General features: G+C 74.8%; 15 protein-coding genes. All 15 read left to right on the forward strand.

From position 1 onward, the window contains the following. Positions 1 to 81: 81 nt before the first annotated feature. The 15 genes from ruvX (at position 82) to LQ51_RS10620 (ending at position 18,068) form a co-directional block, all read left to right on the forward strand. Complete coding sequence (ruvX, locus tag LQ51_RS10550; RefSeq protein WP_046564592.1) at positions 82 to 543, forward strand: Holliday junction resolvase RuvX; 462 nt, start codon at positions 82 to 84, stop codon at positions 541 to 543. Beyond that, complete coding sequence (gene mltG, locus LQ51_RS10555; RefSeq protein WP_046564593.1) at positions 540 to 1,760, forward strand: endolytic transglycosylase MltG; 1,221 nt, start codon at positions 540 to 542, stop codon at positions 1,758 to 1,760. Before ruvX ends, mltG begins: the two co-directional genes overlap by 4 nt. Then, on the forward strand, positions 1,757 to 2,566 hold the full coding sequence (locus LQ51_RS10560) for a shikimate dehydrogenase (protein ID WP_046564594.1): 810 nt from the start codon (positions 1,757 to 1,759) through the stop codon (positions 2,564 to 2,566). The genes mltG and LQ51_RS10560 overlap by 4 nt, the downstream gene beginning before the upstream one ends. 221 nt (positions 2,567 to 2,787) lie before the next feature. Beyond that, positions 2,788 to 3,714, forward strand: coding sequence for a glycoside hydrolase family 16 protein (locus LQ51_RS10565; RefSeq protein ID WP_046564595.1), 927 nt, complete (start codon positions 2,788 to 2,790; stop codon positions 3,712 to 3,714). Between the two features lie 131 nt (positions 3,715 to 3,845). Beyond that, complete coding sequence (locus LQ51_RS10570; RefSeq protein ID WP_046564808.1) at positions 3,846 to 5,078, forward strand: hypothetical protein; 1,233 nt, start codon at positions 3,846 to 3,848, stop codon at positions 5,076 to 5,078. A 287-nt stretch (positions 5,079 to 5,365) separates the two neighbouring features. After that, a complete protein-coding gene (locus tag LQ51_RS10575; RefSeq protein ID WP_046564596.1) occupies positions 5,366 to 6,199 on the forward strand; it encodes a phosphatase PAP2 family protein in 834 nt (277 codons plus the stop codon). Between the two features lie 66 nt (positions 6,200 to 6,265). After that, positions 6,266 to 7,213 (forward strand): glycosyltransferase, encoded by a 948-nt coding sequence (locus tag LQ51_RS10580; RefSeq protein WP_046564809.1) that lies wholly within the window; start codon positions 6,266 to 6,268, stop codon positions 7,211 to 7,213. A gap of 133 nt (positions 7,214 to 7,346) precedes the next feature. Continuing rightward, on the forward strand, positions 7,347 to 9,353 hold the full coding sequence (locus LQ51_RS10585) for an NHL repeat-containing protein (protein WP_082159362.1): 2,007 nt from the start codon (positions 7,347 to 7,349) through the stop codon (positions 9,351 to 9,353). 176 nt (positions 9,354 to 9,529) lie between these two features. Further along, positions 9,530 to 11,215 (forward strand): Wzz/FepE/Etk N-terminal domain-containing protein, encoded by a 1,686-nt coding sequence (locus LQ51_RS10590; protein ID WP_052744809.1) that lies wholly within the window; start codon positions 9,530 to 9,532, stop codon positions 11,213 to 11,215. Further along, positions 11,208 to 12,149 carry a glycosyltransferase family 2 protein gene (locus LQ51_RS10595; protein WP_046564599.1) on the forward strand — a complete coding sequence of 314 codons (942 nt, stop codon included), beginning with the start codon at positions 11,208 to 11,210 and terminating at the stop codon, positions 12,147 to 12,149. The genes LQ51_RS10590 and LQ51_RS10595 overlap by 8 nt, the downstream gene beginning before the upstream one ends. Before the next feature lie 118 nt (positions 12,150 to 12,267). Further along, positions 12,268 to 13,845 (forward strand): O-antigen ligase family protein, encoded by a 1,578-nt coding sequence (locus tag LQ51_RS10600; protein WP_082159363.1) that lies wholly within the window; start codon positions 12,268 to 12,270, stop codon positions 13,843 to 13,845. Then, positions 13,842 to 15,380, forward strand: a complete 1,539-nt coding sequence (locus tag LQ51_RS10605; RefSeq protein ID WP_046564600.1) for a lipopolysaccharide biosynthesis protein — start codon at positions 13,842 to 13,844, stop codon at positions 15,378 to 15,380. Before LQ51_RS10600 ends, LQ51_RS10605 begins: the two co-directional genes overlap by 4 nt. 13 nt (positions 15,381 to 15,393) lie before the next feature. Further along, positions 15,394 to 16,287 (forward strand): sulfotransferase domain-containing protein, encoded by an 894-nt coding sequence (locus LQ51_RS10610; protein ID WP_046564601.1) that lies wholly within the window; start codon positions 15,394 to 15,396, stop codon positions 16,285 to 16,287. 96 nt (positions 16,288 to 16,383) lie between these two features. Continuing rightward, on the forward strand, positions 16,384 to 17,562 hold the full coding sequence (gene aroC / locus LQ51_RS10615; protein WP_046564602.1) for a chorismate synthase: 1,179 nt from the start codon (positions 16,384 to 16,386) through the stop codon (positions 17,560 to 17,562). Further along, the gene (locus LQ51_RS10620; RefSeq protein WP_046564603.1) at positions 17,559 to 18,068 is read left to right on the forward strand and encodes a shikimate kinase; all 510 of its coding nucleotides are present in this window, start codon (positions 17,559 to 17,561) and stop codon (positions 18,066 to 18,068) included. The genes aroC and LQ51_RS10620 overlap by 4 nt, the downstream gene beginning before the upstream one ends. Positions 18,069 to 18,080: the final 12 nt, after the last annotated feature.

The following is an 18,080-nucleotide window of genomic DNA, read 5'->3' on the forward strand; positions in this document are numbered from 1 at the left end:
CGCGTGATGGTGACACCGATCGCCGCCAGGGCGGACCGGCCGGTCCGCCCTGGCCCGTACCGGCGGGGAGGTGTCCGGTAGATGGCTGACTCGACCCCCGGCGTCCGCCTCGGGGTGGATGTCGGACAGGTCCGGGTGGGCGTGGCCCGTTCCGATCCGCACGGCATCCTGGCCACCCCGCTGGTCACCCTGGCCCGGGACCTGAGCACCGGCCCCGACGGGGTGCCCGGCGACATGGCGGAGCTGGTCCGGTTGGCCGCCGAGCACGAGGCGGTCGGGATCGTGGTCGGCCTTCCGGTGAACCTCGCCGGAAAGCATGGCCCGGCCGCGGCGAACGTATCGGCCTACGCTGCCCGGTTGGCCGATGTAATGGGGTCGATTCCGGTGACGCTGACGGACGAGAGGATGTCGACCGTGGTGGCTAGTCGTAGGCTGGCCGAACGGGGCGTCCGGGGAAAGCGCCAACGGGCGGTGGTCGACCAGGCCGCCGCGGTGGAGATTCTGCAGAGCTGGCTGGACGCACAGCGGAGGCGGACGCAATGATCGACGATCTTGATCTGGGGTTCGACGAGCCGGAGAGGGGGGAGAAGGGCCGGCACCGACGCAGCGCGGTTCGCAAGCGCAACGGCGGCTCGGGCGGCAGCCGCGGCAAGACGATCTTCGCCCTTTTGATGGCCATCGTGCTGCTGGGCGGCATCGGCGGCGGCGCGTACGTCGGCTTCGACCGGATCCGTAACCACTTCGTCACCCCCGACTACGACGGTCCGGGCTCGGGCGAGGCGACGGTGCAGGTCAAGGCGGGGGACACCCTCACCGACATCGGCAACTCCCTCTACGACGCCGGCGTGGTCAAGAGCACCAAGGCGTTCATCGAGGCCGCCGACGCGAACTCCCGCAGCAAGAACATCCAGGTCGGCACGTACAAGGTGCGCAAGCAGATGAAGGCCGCCGACGTGATCGTCCTGATGCTCGATCCGAAGAGCCGGGTGGTCAACGGGGTGACCATCCCGGAGGGCACGATCAGCCTGAACATCTACGCGATCCTGTCCCGGGAGACCAAGATCCCGGTGGCCGAGTTCAAGGCCGCCGCGAAGGACCCGGTCAAGCTGGGCGTGCCGGCCTTCTGGTTCAACCGGCAGGACGGCAAGAAGGGCCCGAAGAGCATCGAGGGCTTCCTCTTCCCGTCCACCTACGAGATCCCGCCGAAGGCCACCGCCGCGCAGATCCTGTCGATGATGGTGGACGAGTTCCTGCGGGTCACCGAGCAGCTCAACTTCGTCGACCGGGTGCAGAAGGAACGGAAGATCTCCCCGTACGAGGCGCTGATCGCCGCCTCCATCGCGCAGGCCGAGTCGGTGGACCCCAAGGACTTCGCCAAGGTCTCCCGGGTGATCTACAACCGGGTCTACGCCGGCAAGATCGGCTGCAAGTGCCTGGGCATCGACAGCGGCATCAACTACTGGTTCCGGTTGCAGGGCAAGGACCCGAAGGACTCCAACGAGCTGCTGCAGAGCGAGATCAACGACCTGAAGAACCCGTACAACACGCACGATGTGGCCGGCCTGCCGATCACCCCGATCAGCAACCCGGGCGAGGGCGCGCTCAAGGGCGCGCTGGACCCGCCGACCGGGGACTGGATCTACTTCATGACGATCGACAAGAAGGGCACGATGGGCTACGGCTCCAACGACGCCGAGTACCGCCGGCTCATCAAGACCATGTGCGACAACAAGGTGCTGACGGGATCGAACTGCGCGTGAGGGCCGCCGTCGTGGGCAAGCCCATCGCCCACTCGCTCTCCCCGGTCATCCACCAGGCCGGGTACGCGGCGGCCGGGCTGACCGGCTGGTCGTACACCCGGATCGAGTGCGCGGCCGACGAGCTGGCCGGCCTGGTCGCGGGCCTGGGCCCGGAGTGGGCCGGGCTGTCGGTGACCATGCCCGGCAAGGAGGCGGCGCTCGCGCTGGCCGGCGAGGCCTCCCCGGTCGCCGCCGCGGTCGGTGCCGCCAACACGCTGGTACGCCGCTGCGACGGCACCTGGTACGCCGACAACACCGACGTCACCGGCATGGTCGACGTGCTCACCGCCGCCGGGGTGCCGGCCGGGGCCACGGTGACCCTGCTCGGCGCGGGTGGCACCGCCCGGGCGGCGCTCGCGGCGGCGGCCCGGCTCGGCGCCGCCGAGGTGACCGTGGTGGCCCGCCGCCCCGAGGCGGTGCACGAGTTGCGCCCGGTGGCGCGGGCGGTCGGGGTGCCGCTGACCGGCGCCGCGTGGGACGGCGCGCCCGCGCACGCCCGCGCCGACGTGGTGCTCTCCACGGTGCCGAAGGGGGTGGCCGACCCGCTGGCCGAGAACTTCGACTGGCGGCCCGGCACGGTCTTCTTCGACGCCCTCTACGACCCCTGGCCCACCCCGCTCGCCGCCGCGGCGCTGGCCGCCGGCTGCCGGGTGCTCTCCGGCCTGGACCTGCTGCTGGCCCAGGCGGTCGACCAGTTCGCCCAGTTCACCGGGGTTGCCGCGCCGGTGGAGGCGATGCGGGCGGCGCTGGCGGCGGCCCGCGCCTGAGCCGGCCGGGCTCGAACACCGGCCCGGTGGCGACGCGCACCGGCGGTGACGACGCGCACCGGCGGTGACGACGCGCACCGGCGGTGACGACGCGCACCGGTCCGGTGACGACGCGCAGCGGTGCGACAGCGGCGTCGCCGGGACGGCGACCGGCGCGGGCGGGCCGCCGCAGCCACCGGGATACCCTGCTGGGCGACCGCCGCCGACGCAGGGAGCCCTCCGTGACCGGGCAGCCGCCCCCACCCGACCGTCCGGCCCGGCGGCTGCGCCGCCGGGCCGCGCTGCTCGCCCTGCTCGGCGGCGGACTGGTCACCACGCTCGCGGCCACCGCCACGCCCCCGCAGCGGGGCGGCGCGCGGCCGGCCCCCGCCGAGCCGGCCGTGTCGGTCCCCGCCCGGCCCGCGCCGCCGCCCACCGAGCCGCCCGGCGCCCACCTGCCGGGCTGGCGGCTGGTCTGGACGGACGAGTTCGACGGGACGGCGGTCGACCGGTCCCGGTGGAACGTCCGCGACGGCGAGGCGCGCGACGTCGACCTCGGCTGCAACGTCGACGACCCGGCGAACGTCGTGGTGGCCGGCGGGGTGCTGACCCTGCGGGTGCAGCGGCGGGTGGTCGCCTGCGGTTCCCAACTGCGGCAGTACACCGAGAGCTACCTGGACACCATCGGCAAGGCCGCGTTCCGGTACGGCCGCTTCGAGGTGCGGGCCCAGGCGCCGGCCGGGCCGGACGGTTCGCAGGGGCTGTGGCCGGCGTTCTGGCTGCGCGCCGACGACGCCGGCAAGGGCGAGATCGACGTGGTCGAGCTGCCCGGCGGCGCCGCCCACCACCGGGCCGCCACCCAGGCGATCTTCTACGACTACACGCCCGTGAAGCAGGACCAGCGCTGGCCGTTCCCGGCCGGGCACCCGGGCGACGGCTTCCACACCTACACCACCGAGTGGGAGCCGGGGGTGATCCGCTGGTACGTCGACGGCCGGCAGGTGTGGCAGCGGGACCGGCGCAGCACGCCCTGGTTCGACGAGGTCTTCGACAAGCCGTACAACCTGCGGCTGAACGTCCAGGTCGGCGGCTGGCTCGGCGCGCCCGGCCCGGCCACCCGGTTCCCGGCCGACTTCCGGGTCGACTACGTCCGGGTCTGGCAGCGCTGACCGCCGACCCGGCCCGCCGCGGGCGGGCTGACCGCCGACCCGGCCCGCCGCGGGCGGGCTGGCCGGCGGGCAATATCGTGGCCGCCGACGTGCCGGGACAGCGGGACGGGCACAGGGGAGGGCAGGGCGCGGTGCAGGATCCACGGAACCGCCAGGACGGTATCGGCTGGGTGAGCCGGGCCATCTTCGCCGACGCGCGGCTGTGGCTGGGCGTCGCGTCCGGCCCCGCCCCGCCGCCCCCGGGTCACCGGGTCGTCGCCCGGTACGCCGTGGTGCCCTCGGTGGAGCGGGCGAAGTTCCTGCTGCCGTTGGCCTCCCGCCGGGTCGGCGCGGCGTCGACGCTGGCGTACAACGCGCTGCGGCCGCCCCGGGTCCGGGCCAACCGGCTCGCCGTCGGCGTGCTGGCCGGTTTGGGCGCCACCCGGCTGGCCCGGATGCCGGTGCTGACCGTCGCCGTCCCGAACGCCGCCGACCCGGCTGAGCTGCTGCTGACCGCGAGCCTCGCCCGGGCCGAGGGCCGGCCGCTGCACGCCGCCATCGGGATCCGGCCGCCCGACCCGCACCACAAGCCGACGCTGCAACTCTTCGACGACCGGGGCGCGGCGTGGGCGTACGCGAAGGTGGGGTGGAACGAGGCGACCCGGGCGATGGTCCGCGCGGAGGCCGCGGCGCTGCGCGACCTGCCCCGCGGCGGCGGCGACCTGCCCGACGCGCCCCGCCTGCTGCGCGAGCTGAGCTGGGGTGATCTGGCGGTCACCCTGGTCGAGCCGATGCCCGCGGGCGTGCGCCGGCTGGCCCGCCCGGACCGGCCGGAGGTGGCCGCGATGCTGGCCGTCGCGCGGCGCGGCGGACCGCCGGCCGCGCCCCGGCCGCTCGCCGGCTCACCGTTCCTCGCCGACCTCACCGCGCGGGCCGAACGCGCCGGCGGGCCGGTCGTCGCGGCGCTGGCGGCGTTCGCCGACCGGGACGGGGCGGTCGCGCTGGAGTTCGGCCACTGGCACGGCGACTGGGTGCCGTGGAACCTCGGCACCCACCGGGGACGGCTGTACGCCTGGGACTGGGAGAACAGCGGCGCCGCGCGGCCGGTCGGCTTCGACCTCGCCCACCAGGGCTTCCAAAGTGCCCTGTCGCTGCGCGGGCGACCGGCGGCGCAGGCGGCCGACGAGATGGCGGCGGTGCTGGCCCGGCACGGCCGGTCGCTCGGCCTTGACCCGGCCCGCTGCCGCCTCGTCGCGGACGCCTACCTGGTCGAGCTGTGGCTGCGGACCGCGGAGCTCGCCGCGGGGGGCGGCGGCTGGAGCCCGAAGCTGCACCCCGCGCTGCTGCACGTGCTCGCCGAGCGGCTGCCGGCGACGGGCGACTGACCTGTCCCGCCGGCGCGACTGTCGGGGTGCCGACCGGCAAACCGGGGAAATGCCCCGGGGCCGCCGCCCCCGCTACCGCTGGCCGGCACACCTCCACTAGGGTGTCAGCACTCGATCACCACCACGATGGTGACGGCTTCGATCGGTCCGGGTGTGCGTGGGGCGCCTCAGGGTCGTCGGGCACCCCAGGGGCACAGCGTTCGGGAGGTCCGGCCGGTGGCTGGCATGGCAGGAAATGTTCACGTGGCCGTCGCGGGGCGCGCGGCCCGGACAGGTGGTGACCGACGGTGACGTTGATCTACCTGTTGGGGGCGCTGGCCGTGCTCGTGCCGGCACTGCTCGTACCGTGGCTGGCCACGAGGTGGGCGCCGGCCGTCGCCGCCAGCCGGACCGCCGACCGGCTACGCCAGGCCGTCGCCGGGCTCACCGCCGCCTTCGGCCGGCTCGGCGCCGCCCTGGTCGTGCTGCTCGCCGGGTCCGCCGCGGTCATCGCGCTCTGCTGGCCGCTGGGCGAGGCGCTGTCCCGGCTCGAACCGCACGTCGACCGCCCGGTCTTCGAGTACGTGCACGCCCGGCGGGTCGACGGCTGGGCCGACCTGAACAGCTTCGTCACCGCGATCGGCGACCGGTACCCGCTGAAGTGGGTCACCGTGGTGGGCGCGATCGCCCTGGCCGTGGCGTGGCGCCGCCGGCGCTGGTGGCTGCCGCTGGTCGCGATGCCGCTGCAGTTCGTTCTCGAGCAGTACACCCAGCAGATCCTCGCCGTGGTGGTCGACCGCGGTCACCCGCCGACCGACCTGGGCACCTACCCGTCCGGTGGGTGCGCCCGGGTGCTGATGACCTTCGGCACCATGCTGGCGCTCGCCGCGCTCGTCTGGCGGATCCCGCGCCGGGTCCGGGTGGGACTGCTCACCGCGCTGGCCGTGCTGGTCAGCGTGGAGGGCTACACCCGCATCTACGCCGAGAAGCACTGGCTCACCGACGTCCTCGGCGGCTGGACCTTCGCCATCCTGCTCACCGCCGTGATGGTGTTCGCCGTCGCGGTGGCCGACGGGCGGGTCCGGCCCCCGGCGCAACGGCCCACCACCCCGGCCCGGGAACGCGTCCCGGTCGGCACCTGAACCGGCGGCCCGCCGCCACCCCGCACCTGTCCCACGCCACCCCTCGATCGGAAGGTGGGCAACGACGTGACCACCCTTCTCGTCGCCTCCACCGGTGGGCACCTCGCCGAGTTGTACGACCTGAAGCCCCGGCTGGGCCTGGGTGACGACTGCGTCTGGGCGACCTTCGACTCGCCGCAGAGCCGGTCCCTGTTGGACGGTCACGAGGTCATCCACGTGCCGCCCGCGACCACCCGGGACGCGCTCGGCACGCTGCGCGACCTGCTGGCCGCTCGCCGGGTGCTGCGCGGCGGGCGGTTCACCCGCGTGGTCAGCACCGGCGCCAGTGTGGCCATGTCGTTCTTCGTGCCCGCCAGCCGGCACGGGCTGGCCTGCCACTACATCGAGAGCGCGACCCGCACGGCCGGGCCCTCGCTCACCGGCCGGCTGGTCTCCCGGGTACCCCGCACCCGGCTCTACACCCAGCACCTGGACTGGGCCGACGACCGGTGGCGCTACGGCGGCACCGTCTTCGACGGCTACCAGGCCAGCCGCCGGGTCACCCCCCGACCGGTGTCCCGGATCGTGGTGGCCCTCGGCACGCACGGGCGGTTCGGCTTCCCCCGGCTGCTGGCCCGCCTGGTCGAGGTGGTGCCGCCCGAGGCGGAGGTGCTCTGGCAGGTCGGCGCCACCCGGATCCCCCGGATGCCGGCCGGGGCCCGCCCGCACGTCCCGTACGCCGAGATGCAGCAGGCGATGCGGGAGGCCGACGTCGTGGTGACCCACGCCGGCGTGGGCTCGGCGCTGGCCGCGATGCGGGCCGGCCACCGGGCCGTCTTCGTGCCGCGCCGGCGTAGCCACCGCGAGCACGTCGACGACCACCAGGTCGAACTGGCCCGGCAGCTGGACCGCCGGCAGTTGGTCCGGCACCGGGAGGCGGACGCCGTGACGGTCGAGGACCTGGCGGAGGCGGCGTCCTGGACGGTCGCCGCGACCGGTGCCGTGGCGCCGTTCGAGTGGACGGAGCTGGCATGAGGCCGCCACCGCACGGCCGACCCGGCAGCCCGCCCGGCCGGTCGACACCGGCCCCCGTCCGCACCGGGCGCTCGGGACGCGACCCGTACGGCCCGGCCGGACCGAGCCGGTGATCGAGCGAACCGGACGGTTGATGGTGCGCAATGTCCGTTCCCCGCAAGCTACCCGTGATTTCTCTACCTCTTTGGGGGCAGTAGTGCTTCACAGAACGTCTCGTCCGGTGTGGCGGCGGTGGTGCGCCGCGGTCGCCGTACCGGTGCTCGCCGTCGGGCTGCTCGGGGCGCCGGCCGCCGCGGCCAACCCCACGCCGGTGACCAGCACGCTCACCTCGGCGAACCCGGCGGACAACACGCCGCACGCGCAGAACGGCGACACCAAGGCGTTCGCCGAGATCGGCAACACCGTCTACGTGGGCGGTTCCTTCACCTCGGTGAAGGCGGCCGGCGACGCCAGCTGGACGGCCCGCAACTACCTCTTCGCGTACGACCGCTCCACCGGCGCGCTGAAGACCGGCTTCACCCCGGAGCTGAACGGCGCGGTGCACGCCCTCGCGGTCAGCCCGGACGGCAAGCTCATCGTCGGCGGCGCCTTCAACACCGTGAACGGGGTCAGCCGCAAGAACCTGGTCGAGCTGGACCCGGCCACCGGCGCGACGGTGACCAGCTGGGTCGGGCGCAGTGACGGCGGCCTGGTGCGGCGCACCATCGTGGTCGGCAACAACCTCTACATCGCCGGCGCGTTCCACTGGGTCAACGGCACCGAGCACTCGCTGCTCGCCCGGTTGAACGCCACCACCGGCGCGATCGACCCGAGCTTCCAGATCGACGCCAGCGTGCCCCGGGCCAGCAGCGAGTTCGTCTGGGGTCTCGCGGTCGCGCCCGACCAGAAGACCCTCGTGGCGGTCGGCAACTTCACCCAGGTCAACGGCCAGGCCCGCAACCAGGTCGTGGTCGTCGACCTCGACGGCACCCCGGCGGTGGCCGACTGGAGCACCCAGCGCTACGTCGCGCCGTGCTACAGCGACTCGTTCCCGTTCTACGCCCGGGACGTCGACTTCTCCGACGACGGCACGTACTTCGTCATCATCGCCGACGGCGGGCGGGGCACCGGCGCGTACTGCGACGCGATCGCCCGGTTCGAGACCGCCGACCGGGGCGCCGGCATCGACGCCACCTGGGTCAACTACACCGGGACCGACTCGGTGACCTCGGTCGAGGTCGCCGACAACGTGGTCTACGTGGGTGGGCACTTCCGCTGGCTGAACAACGCCAACGGCAACGACGCGGCCGGCGCCGGCGCGATCAACCGGTTCGGGCTGGGCGCCCTGGACCCGGTCAACGGGCTGCCGCTGGTCTGGAACCCGACCCGCTCGGGCGCCCCGGCGGGCACCACCACCTGGGGCCCGATCATGTGGGAGCTGTGGCGCGGCAGCACCGGCCTGTACGCCGGCTTCGACTCCGACGGGGTGGGCAACGAGTACCACGGCCGGCTGGGCCACTTCCCGCTGGCCGGTGGCCGTACCGTGGCGGCGGTCAACGCGCCGTCCGCGGCGTCGGGCTACCTCTACGTCTCCGCCGCCGACGGGCAGGCGACCAAGGTGCCGTTCAACGGCAGCACGCTGGGCACCCCGGTCAGCAGCAGCCAGCCGAACCTCACCGCCGCCGGTGCGGCGTTCTCGGTCGGCAACAAGCTGTACTGGTCGAAGACCGACGCGAGCGCGCCGAACGGCAGCTACCTCGACGTGTCGATCTTCTCGGGCGGCTCGGTGGGCGCGCCCTGGGTCAGCAGCGGCTACAACGACTGGTTCAAGCCGTCGACGATGAGCGGCGCGTTCGCTCTGGACGGCCGGATGTACTACACCAAGTCCGGGACGAACAAGCTCTTCTACCGCTACCTGGAGCCGGACGGCTACATCCTCGGCTGCACCGAGTTCACCCTGCCCAGCATCGGCCTGGCCTGGGGCAACGTCCGGGGCCTGGCCTGGGTCAACGGCAAGATCGTGTACGGCAACACGGACGGCTCGCTGCGGGCCGTGCCGTTCGACGGTGCGGCCGTCGACGGCGCCGCGTCGGTCGAGCTCGCGGCCGCCGGTGGCGCCGTGAACTGGTCGAGCCGGACGCTGTTCTTCGCCACCTCCTGACGGTCGGCCCGACCGGGCGGCCCGCCGCCGTCCCCGTGACCCGGCGGACCGCCCGGAACGGCCGAACCGCTCTGCCGGCCGGGCGGCTCCGTCGGCCACAATGAGACGTCACCGCCCCGGCCGGCCCGTGCCGCCCGGGGCGGTCACCGATCCCTCCATGCGCAAGGACCTGACTGATGGACGTGACCGACGTCGCCCCCGCCCGGCAGAGCCCGGTCGGCCTCGTCGAGCTGGCCCGCATCCCGCTCCGCCGGTGGCGGCTCGTGCTCGGCACGGCGGCGGCGGTGCTGGTGGCCGTGCTGGTCTACCTGTTCGTGCTGCCGGCGACGTACACCGCGACCACCGCCGTGGTGGTCCGCCCGGTGGTCACCGACCCGTTCTCGGTGCCCTCCGGCGGCGCGGACCGCGCGGTGAACATGACCGCCGAGAGCGGCATCGCGACCAGCAACGAGGTGATCGACAAGGTCGCCGCGATCACCCGCCGGGACACCAAGGACGTCGCCGACGCGCTCGAGGTGGAGGTCCCGGTCGGCGGCCAGGTGATGCGCTTCAACTACTCCGCCGACAGCGAGCGGGAGGCGGTCGACGGCGCCAACGGGGCCGCCCAGGCCTACCTGGACCAGCGCCGCGGCATCTACGAGAACCAGCGCGCCGCCGTGCTGAAGTCGTACGACGAGACCATCGACGTGGTGACCGCCCAGCGCACCACCACCCAGCGGTCCCTGCCGGACCACCAGTCGTCGGACAATCCGTCGCCGCGTACCAGCGCCCTGCTGGACCAGCTGCGGGCCCTGAACGACCAGCTCGCCACGCTGGCCGAGCAGCGCTCCAAGATCGCCTCGGCGGATCTCAGCCCCGGTTCGATCACCAGCGCCGCCCGCACCCCGGTGCCGTCCAGCCGCGACGCCGCCCCGCTGATCCTCGCCGCCGGCCTGCTCGGCGGCCTGCTCCTCGGCGGCCTGGTCGCGTTCGTCCGGGAGTCGCTGGACCGGCGGCTGCGCACCACCGCCGAGGCGGTCAGCACGATCGGCGCGCCACTGCTCGGCACGGTCCGCTGGGCGCGCAGCGGGCACCCCGACGAATCCGACCTCCGCTACCTCTCGCTCGCCCTGGCCCGCTGGGTCGACGGCCCGCAGCGCGGCCCGCTGGTGCTGCTCTCCGCCGGCAGCGACGAGGGACGCGAGCAGGTGACCGCCGGCCTCGCCGCGATCCTGGCCGGCGCCGGTCATGAGGTGCGCCTGGGCGTCACCCCGGAGAGCCTGGACCGGATCCGCCCGCTGATGCTCGACGCGCAGCGCCGCAACCCGCCGACCGAGCCGGCCCTGACCAAGCTGCCCCGGCCGCGGCCGGCCCCGAGCCCCACCCCGGCCGCCGCCGGCACCCCGGCCGCCACCGGGACGCGGGCCGCCACCGGGACGCCGACCGCCGGTGGCGGCGACCCCGAGGCGACCGCGGTCATCCCCGCCGTACGCAAGCCCCGCCCGTTCCCGACCTCGGACGCGAAGAACGGCGGCGTCTACCGGTCCACCACCACCGAGGACAAGACCCAGGTCATCCCGGCCGCCCGCACCGCCTCGACCGGCTCGACCACCCGGACCGACGGGCAGGAGCTGCGGATCGGCTCCGGCACCGTGCGGCTGGTCGGGCTGGACGCCCCGCCGGCCGACGGCCTCACCCTGCTCGACGCGCCGCCCGCGCTGCACGACGAGCGGGGCGTACGGGCCGCCCGGGAGGGGCGCGCCGTGCTGGTGGCCGCCCGCGACCGGACCCGGTCGGCGCGGCTGGTCCGCCTGGTGGAGCGGCTGCGTTCGGTCGGCGTGGAGCCGTTCGGGTTCGTGCTGACGGGAGAGGGACGTGACTGACCACGACCGGCCGGCGACCGGGCCGGCGTACCCGCCGGTGACCGTGGTGGTGGCCACCCGGGACCGGCCAGGGCTGCTGGAACGGGCCGTCGGCGCGGTCCTCGACCAGGACTACCCCGGCCCGGTGGAGTGCCTGGTCGTCTACGACCACACCGAGATCCGCCCGCTGGACCTGCCGGTGCCGGCCGACCGGAGCCTGCGGTACGTCACCAACACCCACTCCCGGGGCCTGCCCGGCGGTCGCAACACCGGCGCCGAGGAGGCGTCGCACGACCTGCTGGCCTTCTGCGACGACGACGACCGCTGGCTGCCCGCCAAGCTGCGCCGCCAGGTGGAGCTGCTGCTAACCCGCCCGGACGCCGCGGCGGCCAGTTGCGGCATCCGGCTGGAGGGCCCCGGCATCGCCAAGGAACGCCGGCTCGACGCTGCCGAGGTGACCCTGCCCGACTTCGTCGAGGACCGGATCATGGAGGTGCACTCCAGCACCATCCTGCTGCCGCGCGCCACCTGGGACGCGGTCGGCCCGGTCGACGAGGAGCTGCCCGGCGGCTACGGCGAGGACTACGAGTGGCTGCTGCGGATCGCCGCGCACGGGCCGGTGGTGATCGTGCCCGAGGTCCTGGTGGTGGTCGACTGGCACGGCGGCTCGTTCTTCTTCGGCCGCTGGGCGCTGATCGTCGAGGCGACCCGCTACCTGATCGACAAGCACCCCGAGCTGGCCGGCAGCCGCACCGGACTGGCCCGGCTGCACGGGCAGATCGCGTTCGCCCTCGCCTCCGGGCGGCGGCGCCGGGAGGCGGTGCGGGAACTGGGCCGGGTGATCCGGCTCAACCCGCGCGAGAAGCGGGTCCTGGTCACCGTGCCGGTGGTGCTCGGCCTGCTCTCCGGGGAGCGGGTGCTGCGGCTGGCCCAGCGGACGGGACGGGGTGTCTGACCGGACGGCGGCCACCGCCCCGCCGCCGGTGACCGGCCGAACCCGGACGCCGGCCCGCGCCGGCCGGTGGTCGCGGCGATCGGCCGTCCCGCCGCTGCCCGTCTGGCCGTTGACCGTGATGTTCGCGCTGATGCCGCTCTGGTGGGCGCTCGGCGCGTTCTATCTGGGCTGGTCGGTCCTCGGCGTGGTGCTGCTCGCGCTGCTGGTCGCCCGCGGCCGGGTGCCGCTGCCCGCCGGGACGGCCTGCTGGCTGCTCTTCCTCGCCCTGGTGCTGCTCAGCGCCACCCGGCTGGACCGGGCCACCGCCTACTTCACCTTCGGGCTGCGCTACGGCTTCCTGGTGACCGCCCTCGTCGTCGGCGTGTACGTGTACGCCCTGGTCCGCGAGGGCGTCGCCTGGGAACGGGTGCTGCGGCCGCTGGGCTGGTACTGGCTCGGTGTCGTGGCGCTGGGTTGGCTGGCCGTGCTCGCCCCCACCCTCACCCTCACCACGCCGGTGGAGTTGGTGCTGCCGCACGCGATCAGCGGGGAGCGGTTCGTCCAGGCGTTGACCCACGTGCGGGTCAACGAGTTCAACCCGGTGTCCCGTACGCCGATCTACCGCACCGCCGCGCCCTACCCGTACACGAACAACTGGGGCACCGCCTACGCGCTGCTGGTGCCGTGCGTGCTCGCGTACCTGACGTCGGTGCGGACCGGCCGGTTCCGGACCGTGCTCTGGGTGTCGCTGCCGCTGTCGGTGGTGCCGGCCTTCCTGACCCTCAACCGCGGCATGTTCCTGGGCCTCGGCGCCGGCCTGGTCTACCTGGGCCTGCGGGCCCTGCTGCGGGGCAACGCCCGGCTCATCGTCTCGATCGCCGGGCTGGTGCTGCTGGTCTGGGTGGTCAGCCTGGTGGTCCCGGTGCAGGACATGATCAACGCGCGGGTGAGCACCACCGACACCAACGTCGACCGGATGGACCTGTACCTGCGGACCTGGCAGGCGGTCGAACGGTCTCCGCTGCTCGGCTACGGCGCGCCGAAGAGCGTGGACACCACGCTGGCCGAGGAGCCGCTCGGCACCCAGGGGCTGATCTGGCAGATCCTCTACAGCCACGGCATCCCGGCGCTGGTCGTCTTCCTCTCCTGGCTGGTGCTGGTCGCCCGCCGGCTGGCCGCCGCGGTGTCGCCGGCCGGGTACTGGCTGAGCACCATCCCGGTGATCGCCCTGGTGGTGATCCCGGTGTACGCGTACATCGACCCGAACCTGTCGGTGATCTTCTTCGGTGTCGGCGCGGGGTTGGCCGCCGTCGCCGGCCCGGTCAACCGCCCCGCTCTCGGACCGTCGGCGATGTCCCGGCCGGCGCCGCTGACCCCGTGGCGGACCCGCGGTTTCGGCCGGGCCGCGGTGCCCGGCCGGCGGCGGCCGTCCGCGACGGCCGGGGTGGCCGCCGTTCCGCTGCGCCTGGCGGGCCGTCCCGGCGCCGCCGCGCCGCCGACCGGTGCGGCGGCCCAGCCGGCCTCGGACCGCTCGGACCGCTCGGACCGCTCGGAGCACCCGGAGCACCCCGAGCGCCCGGACCGTCCGGACCGCTCGGAGCGCCCCGGACCGGCCGCCGGCTCGGCGCCGGTCCCGCCGAGGCCGCGCCCGCCGGCCGACCCGCCGCTGGCCACGCCGCCGGCCGGGATCGACGCGGACCGGGGAGGGACACCATGACCGGGACGACGACCGCGCCGGGCGGCACCGCCACCAGCGCCGACCGGGAGGTCCGGCGCAGCACCCGCAGCGGCGCCGTCGGGCTGCTCGGCGCGGCGGTCAACGGCGTGCTCGGGTTCGTGCTGACCGTGGTGATCGTGCGCGGGCTCGGGCCGGCCGGGTCGGGCGCCATGTTCACCGCGATCGGCGTGGTCACCGTCCTGGCCGGGCTCTGCTGCGCGGGCGCGGACACCGCCCTGGTCTGGGCGCTGCCCCGGCGCACCACGGGCCGCGACGGCGACGGGGCGCGGCTGCTGCCGGTGGCGCTGCTGCCGGCGCTGCTGCTCGGCGTCGCCGTGGCGGTGGCCGGCGTCGCCCTGTCCGGGCCGCTCGCGCCGGTCTTCTTCGACCCGGGCACCGCCGCCGGCGCAGACCTGCTCCGACTGGCCTTCGCCGGGCTGCCGTTCGTGGTGGCGATGACCGTGCTGCTCGCCGCCGTCCGCGCGGTCCGGCCGGTCGCCGCGCTGGTCGCCGTGCAGTACGTGCTGCTGCCCGCGGCCCGACCCGCGCTGGTGCTGGCCGCGGTCGCCGCCGGTGCGGGGGTCACCGTCGCGTTCGCCGGCTGGCTGGCCCCGGTGCTGGCGGCCGGACTGGTCGCCGCGGCACTGCTGGTCGGCCCGCTCGGCCTGGCCAACGGGGCCGCGCTGCGCCCGACCGGGCGGGACTGGCGCACCCTGTGGGGCTTCGCGCTGCCCCGGGCCGCGTCGGCGGCCATCGACGCCAGCAGCATGTGGCTCACCGTGCTGCTCACCGCCGCCCTCGCCGGCCAGGCCGACGCGGGCGTCATCGGCGCCGTCGGCCGGTACGCCCTGGCCGGGCTGCTCGTCATGCAGGGCCTGCGGGTGGCCGTCGCCCCGCAGCTGTCCCGGCTGCTCGGTGCGGGACGCACCGCCGAGGCGGCGCTGGTCTACCGCCGGATCACCAGCGTGATCATCGCGCTCTCCTGGCCCGGCTACCTGCTCCTGGCGATCTTCGCGCCGGGGTTCCTGCGGCTGTTCGGGGCGGAGTTCACCGCCGGCGCGGCCGCCATGGCGGTGCTCGCCGCCGGCATGATGGTCAACTCGGGCACCGGCATCGTGCAGACCCTGCTGCTGATGAGCGGCAGCAGCGGACGGCACCTGGTCGCCGCCGCGACCGGCCTGGCGCTCAACGTCGGGCTGGCGCTGCTGCTGATCCCGGCGCACGGCGCGCTCGGCGCGGCGGCGGCCTGGACGGCCGGCATCGTGACCGAGAACGTGCTGGCCGCGCTGGCCGCCCGGCGGGTGGTCGGCGAGCCGCTGCTGACCCGTACCGTGCTCCGGACGGCCGGCGCCGCCACGGCGGGCACCATCGCGGTCGCCGGCGCGGGCGCGGCGGCCGGCGGGCGCGGGGTGGCCGGACTTTTTCTCACCCTCGGGGTGGTGGTGCTGCTCGCCGGCGCGGCGCTGCTGCACCCCGGGGTACGCCGGCGGGTCCGGGCCGCGGTGCCCACCCTGCTCGGCCGGGCAGCGCGATGACGAGGAGGACGAGATGACGACGCTGCGGGACCGGGTCAAGACGCTGGTGCCCAGCCCGATGGTGAACGGGGTGCGCAGCTCACTGGTGCGCTACGGGGAGCGGACCAGCGACCGGCGTCCGCTGCCGGACTTCCTCGTCATCGGCACGAAGCGCGGCGGGACCACCTCGCTCTGGCGCTACCTGCTGGAGCACCCGCTGGTGCCGCGGCTCTTCCCGGCCTGGAACACCAAGACCTCGCACTACTTCGAGGACACCCATGCCCGGGGCGAGGCCTGGTACCGCTCGCACTTTCCCACCGAACGGCACCGGCGCGCCCTGGAACGCCGGCACGGCGGGCCGACCCGGGTGGGGGAGGCGGCACCGCTGTACATGTTCCACCCGCTCGCTCCGGCTCGGGTCGCCGAGCTGATCCCGGCGGTGCGGCTGATCGTGCTGCTGCGCGACCCGGTGGAGCGGGCGTACTCGCACTGGAAGGAGCGGCGCACCGAGGGGGTGGAGCCACTCGGCTTCGCCGAGGCCCTGGCCGCCGAGGAGGAGCGGACGGCGGGGGAGCGGGAGAAGCTGATCGCCGACCCGACGTACGTCAGCAACGCCTACGACTGGTACAGCTACCGCGCCCGGGGCCGCTACCTGGAGCACCTGGAGCCCTGGCTGGACCGGTTCGAGCGGGAGCAGCTGCTGATCCTGCCCAGCGAGACGCTGTACCGGGAGCCGGCCGCCACGTACGCCCGGGTGCTGGACTTCCTCGGCCTGCCGGCGCACCAGCTCGACCGGTACGAGGTCTTCAACGACCGGCGCAGCAGCGCCATGGACGACACGGTCCGCGCCGAGCTGACCCGGTACTACGCGCCGCACAACCGGGCCCTCGCCGACCGGCTGGGAATGACCTTCGACTGGGCCCGCTGACCGCCCCCGCCCCGCCCTGCGGACGTCCGCGTCCGCAGGGCGGGACGGGACGGGCGGCGCACCGGGGCGGCCACCGGGCGTGACAGACTGACCGCTGTGTTGCGCTGGCTGACTGCAGGTGAATCGCACGGACCCGCCCTCGTCGCGCTGGTCGAGGGGGTGCCCGCCGGGGTCGAGGTGACCACGGCGGAGATCGCCGGCGAGCTGGCTCGGCGCCGGCTCGGCTACGGGCGTGGCGCGCGGATGGCGTTCGAGCAGGACGAGGTCGAGATCATCGGCGGGCTGCGGCACGGGGTGACGATCGGCAGCCCGGTGGCGATCCGGGTGGGCAACTCCGAGTGGCCCAAGTGGCAGACCGTGATGGCCGCCGACCCGGTCGACCCGGACGAACTGGCCGGGCAGGCCCGCAATGCCCCGCTCACCCGCCCCCGTCCCGGCCACGCCGACCTGGCCGGCATGCAGAAGTACGGCCACACCGACGCCCGGCCGATCCTGGAGCGGGCCAGCGCCCGCGAGACCGCCGCCCGGGTGGCCGTCGGCACGGTGGCCAAGGCGCTGGTCCGGCAGGCGCTCGGCGTCGAGATCGTGTCGCACGTGGTGGAGCTGGGCCCGGTCGCCGTGAAGCCGGGCCTGCGGCCCACCCCGGAGGACGCGGTCCGGATCGACGCCGACCCGCTGCGCTGCCTCGACCCGGAGGCCAGCGCCCGGATGGTGGCCGAGGTCGACGCCGCGAAGAAGGCCGCCGACACCCTCGGCGGCGTGGTCGAGGTGCTGGCGTACGGGGTGCCGCCCGGCCTGGGCAGCCACGTGCAGTGGGACCGCAAGCTCGACGCCCGGCTGGCCGCCGCGCTGATGTCCATCCAGGCGATCAAGGGGGTGGAGATCGGTGACGGGTGGCAGCAGGCCCGGTCCCGGGGATCCGCCGCGCACGACGAGATCATCCCGACCGCGACCGGGGTACGCCGGGTGACCGACCGGGCCGGTGGCCTGGAGGGCGGCATCACCACCGGCGAGCCGTTGCGCGTCAAGGCCGCCATGAAGCCGATCTCCTCGCTGAACCGGGCACTGTCCACGGTCGACGTCACCACCGGCGAGCCGGCCACCGCGATCAACCAGCGCTCCGACGTCTGCGCGGTGCCGGCCGCCGCGGTGGTCGCGGAGGCGATGGTCGCGCTGGTGCTGGCCGAGGCGGCGGTGGAGAAGTTCGGCGGCGACTCGGTCGCCGAGCTGCGCCGCAACCTGGCCGGCTACCTCGACAACCTGGTGATCCGATGAGCGGCCGGCCGGTCTGCGTGCTGGTCGGGGCGCCCGGCTCCGGTAAGACCACGGTGGGGCAGGCGCTCGCGGCGATCCTCGGCGTGCCGTTCCGGGACACCGACGCCGACATCGAGGCGCTGGCGGGCAAGCCCATCCCGGAGATCTTCGTGGACGAGGGGGAGGAGCACTTCCGTACCCTCGAACGGGCCGCGGTGGCGGCGGCGCTGGCGTCGCACCCGGGCGTGCTCGCCCTCGGTGGCGGCGCGGTCCTCGCCGAGGAGAACCGGGCCGCGCTGGTCGGGCACACCGTGGTGCACCTGTCGGTGGAGCTGCCCGACGCGGTGAAGCGGGTCGGCCTGGGCGCCGGCCGGCCGTTGCTGGCGCTCAACCCGCGCGCCACCCTGAAGCACCTGATGGAGCAGCGCCGCCCGCTCTACGCCGAGGTGGCGACCGCGACGGTGGTCACCGACGGGCGCAGCCCGGAGGAGTTAGCCGCCGAGATCGCCGCGCTGCTCAAGCCCTGATGCGGCGGCGCC

This window comes from Micromonospora sp. HK10 (assembly GCF_000982955.1).
Classification (GTDB): Bacteria; Actinomycetota; Actinomycetes; order Mycobacteriales; family Micromonosporaceae; genus Micromonospora.

What these genes read in the sequence shown, in the direction of transcription:
- ruvX (WP_046564592.1), top strand. Translation starts at nt 82, where the DNA reads ATGGCTGACTCGACCCCCGGCGTCCGCCTCGGGGTGGATGTCGGACAG.
- mltG (WP_046564593.1), top strand. Translation starts at nt 540, where the DNA reads ATGATCGACGATCTTGATCTGGGGTTCGACGAGCCGGAGAGGGGGGAG.
- LQ51_RS10585 (WP_082159362.1), top strand. Translation starts at nt 7,347, where the DNA reads ATGGTGCGCAATGTCCGTTCCCCGCAAGCTACCCGTGATTTCTCTACC.
- LQ51_RS10590 (WP_052744809.1), top strand. Translation starts at nt 9,530, where the DNA reads ATGGACGTGACCGACGTCGCCCCCGCCCGGCAGAGCCCGGTCGGCCTC.
- LQ51_RS10600 (WP_082159363.1), top strand. Translation starts at nt 12,268, where the DNA reads ATGTTCGCGCTGATGCCGCTCTGGTGGGCGCTCGGCGCGTTCTATCTG.
- LQ51_RS10605 (WP_046564600.1), top strand. Translation starts at nt 13,842, where the DNA reads ATGACCGGGACGACGACCGCGCCGGGCGGCACCGCCACCAGCGCCGAC.
- LQ51_RS10610 (WP_046564601.1), top strand. Translation starts at nt 15,394, where the DNA reads ATGACGACGCTGCGGGACCGGGTCAAGACGCTGGTGCCCAGCCCGATG.
- LQ51_RS10620 (WP_046564603.1), top strand. Translation starts at nt 17,559, where the DNA reads ATGAGCGGCCGGCCGGTCTGCGTGCTGGTCGGGGCGCCCGGCTCCGGT.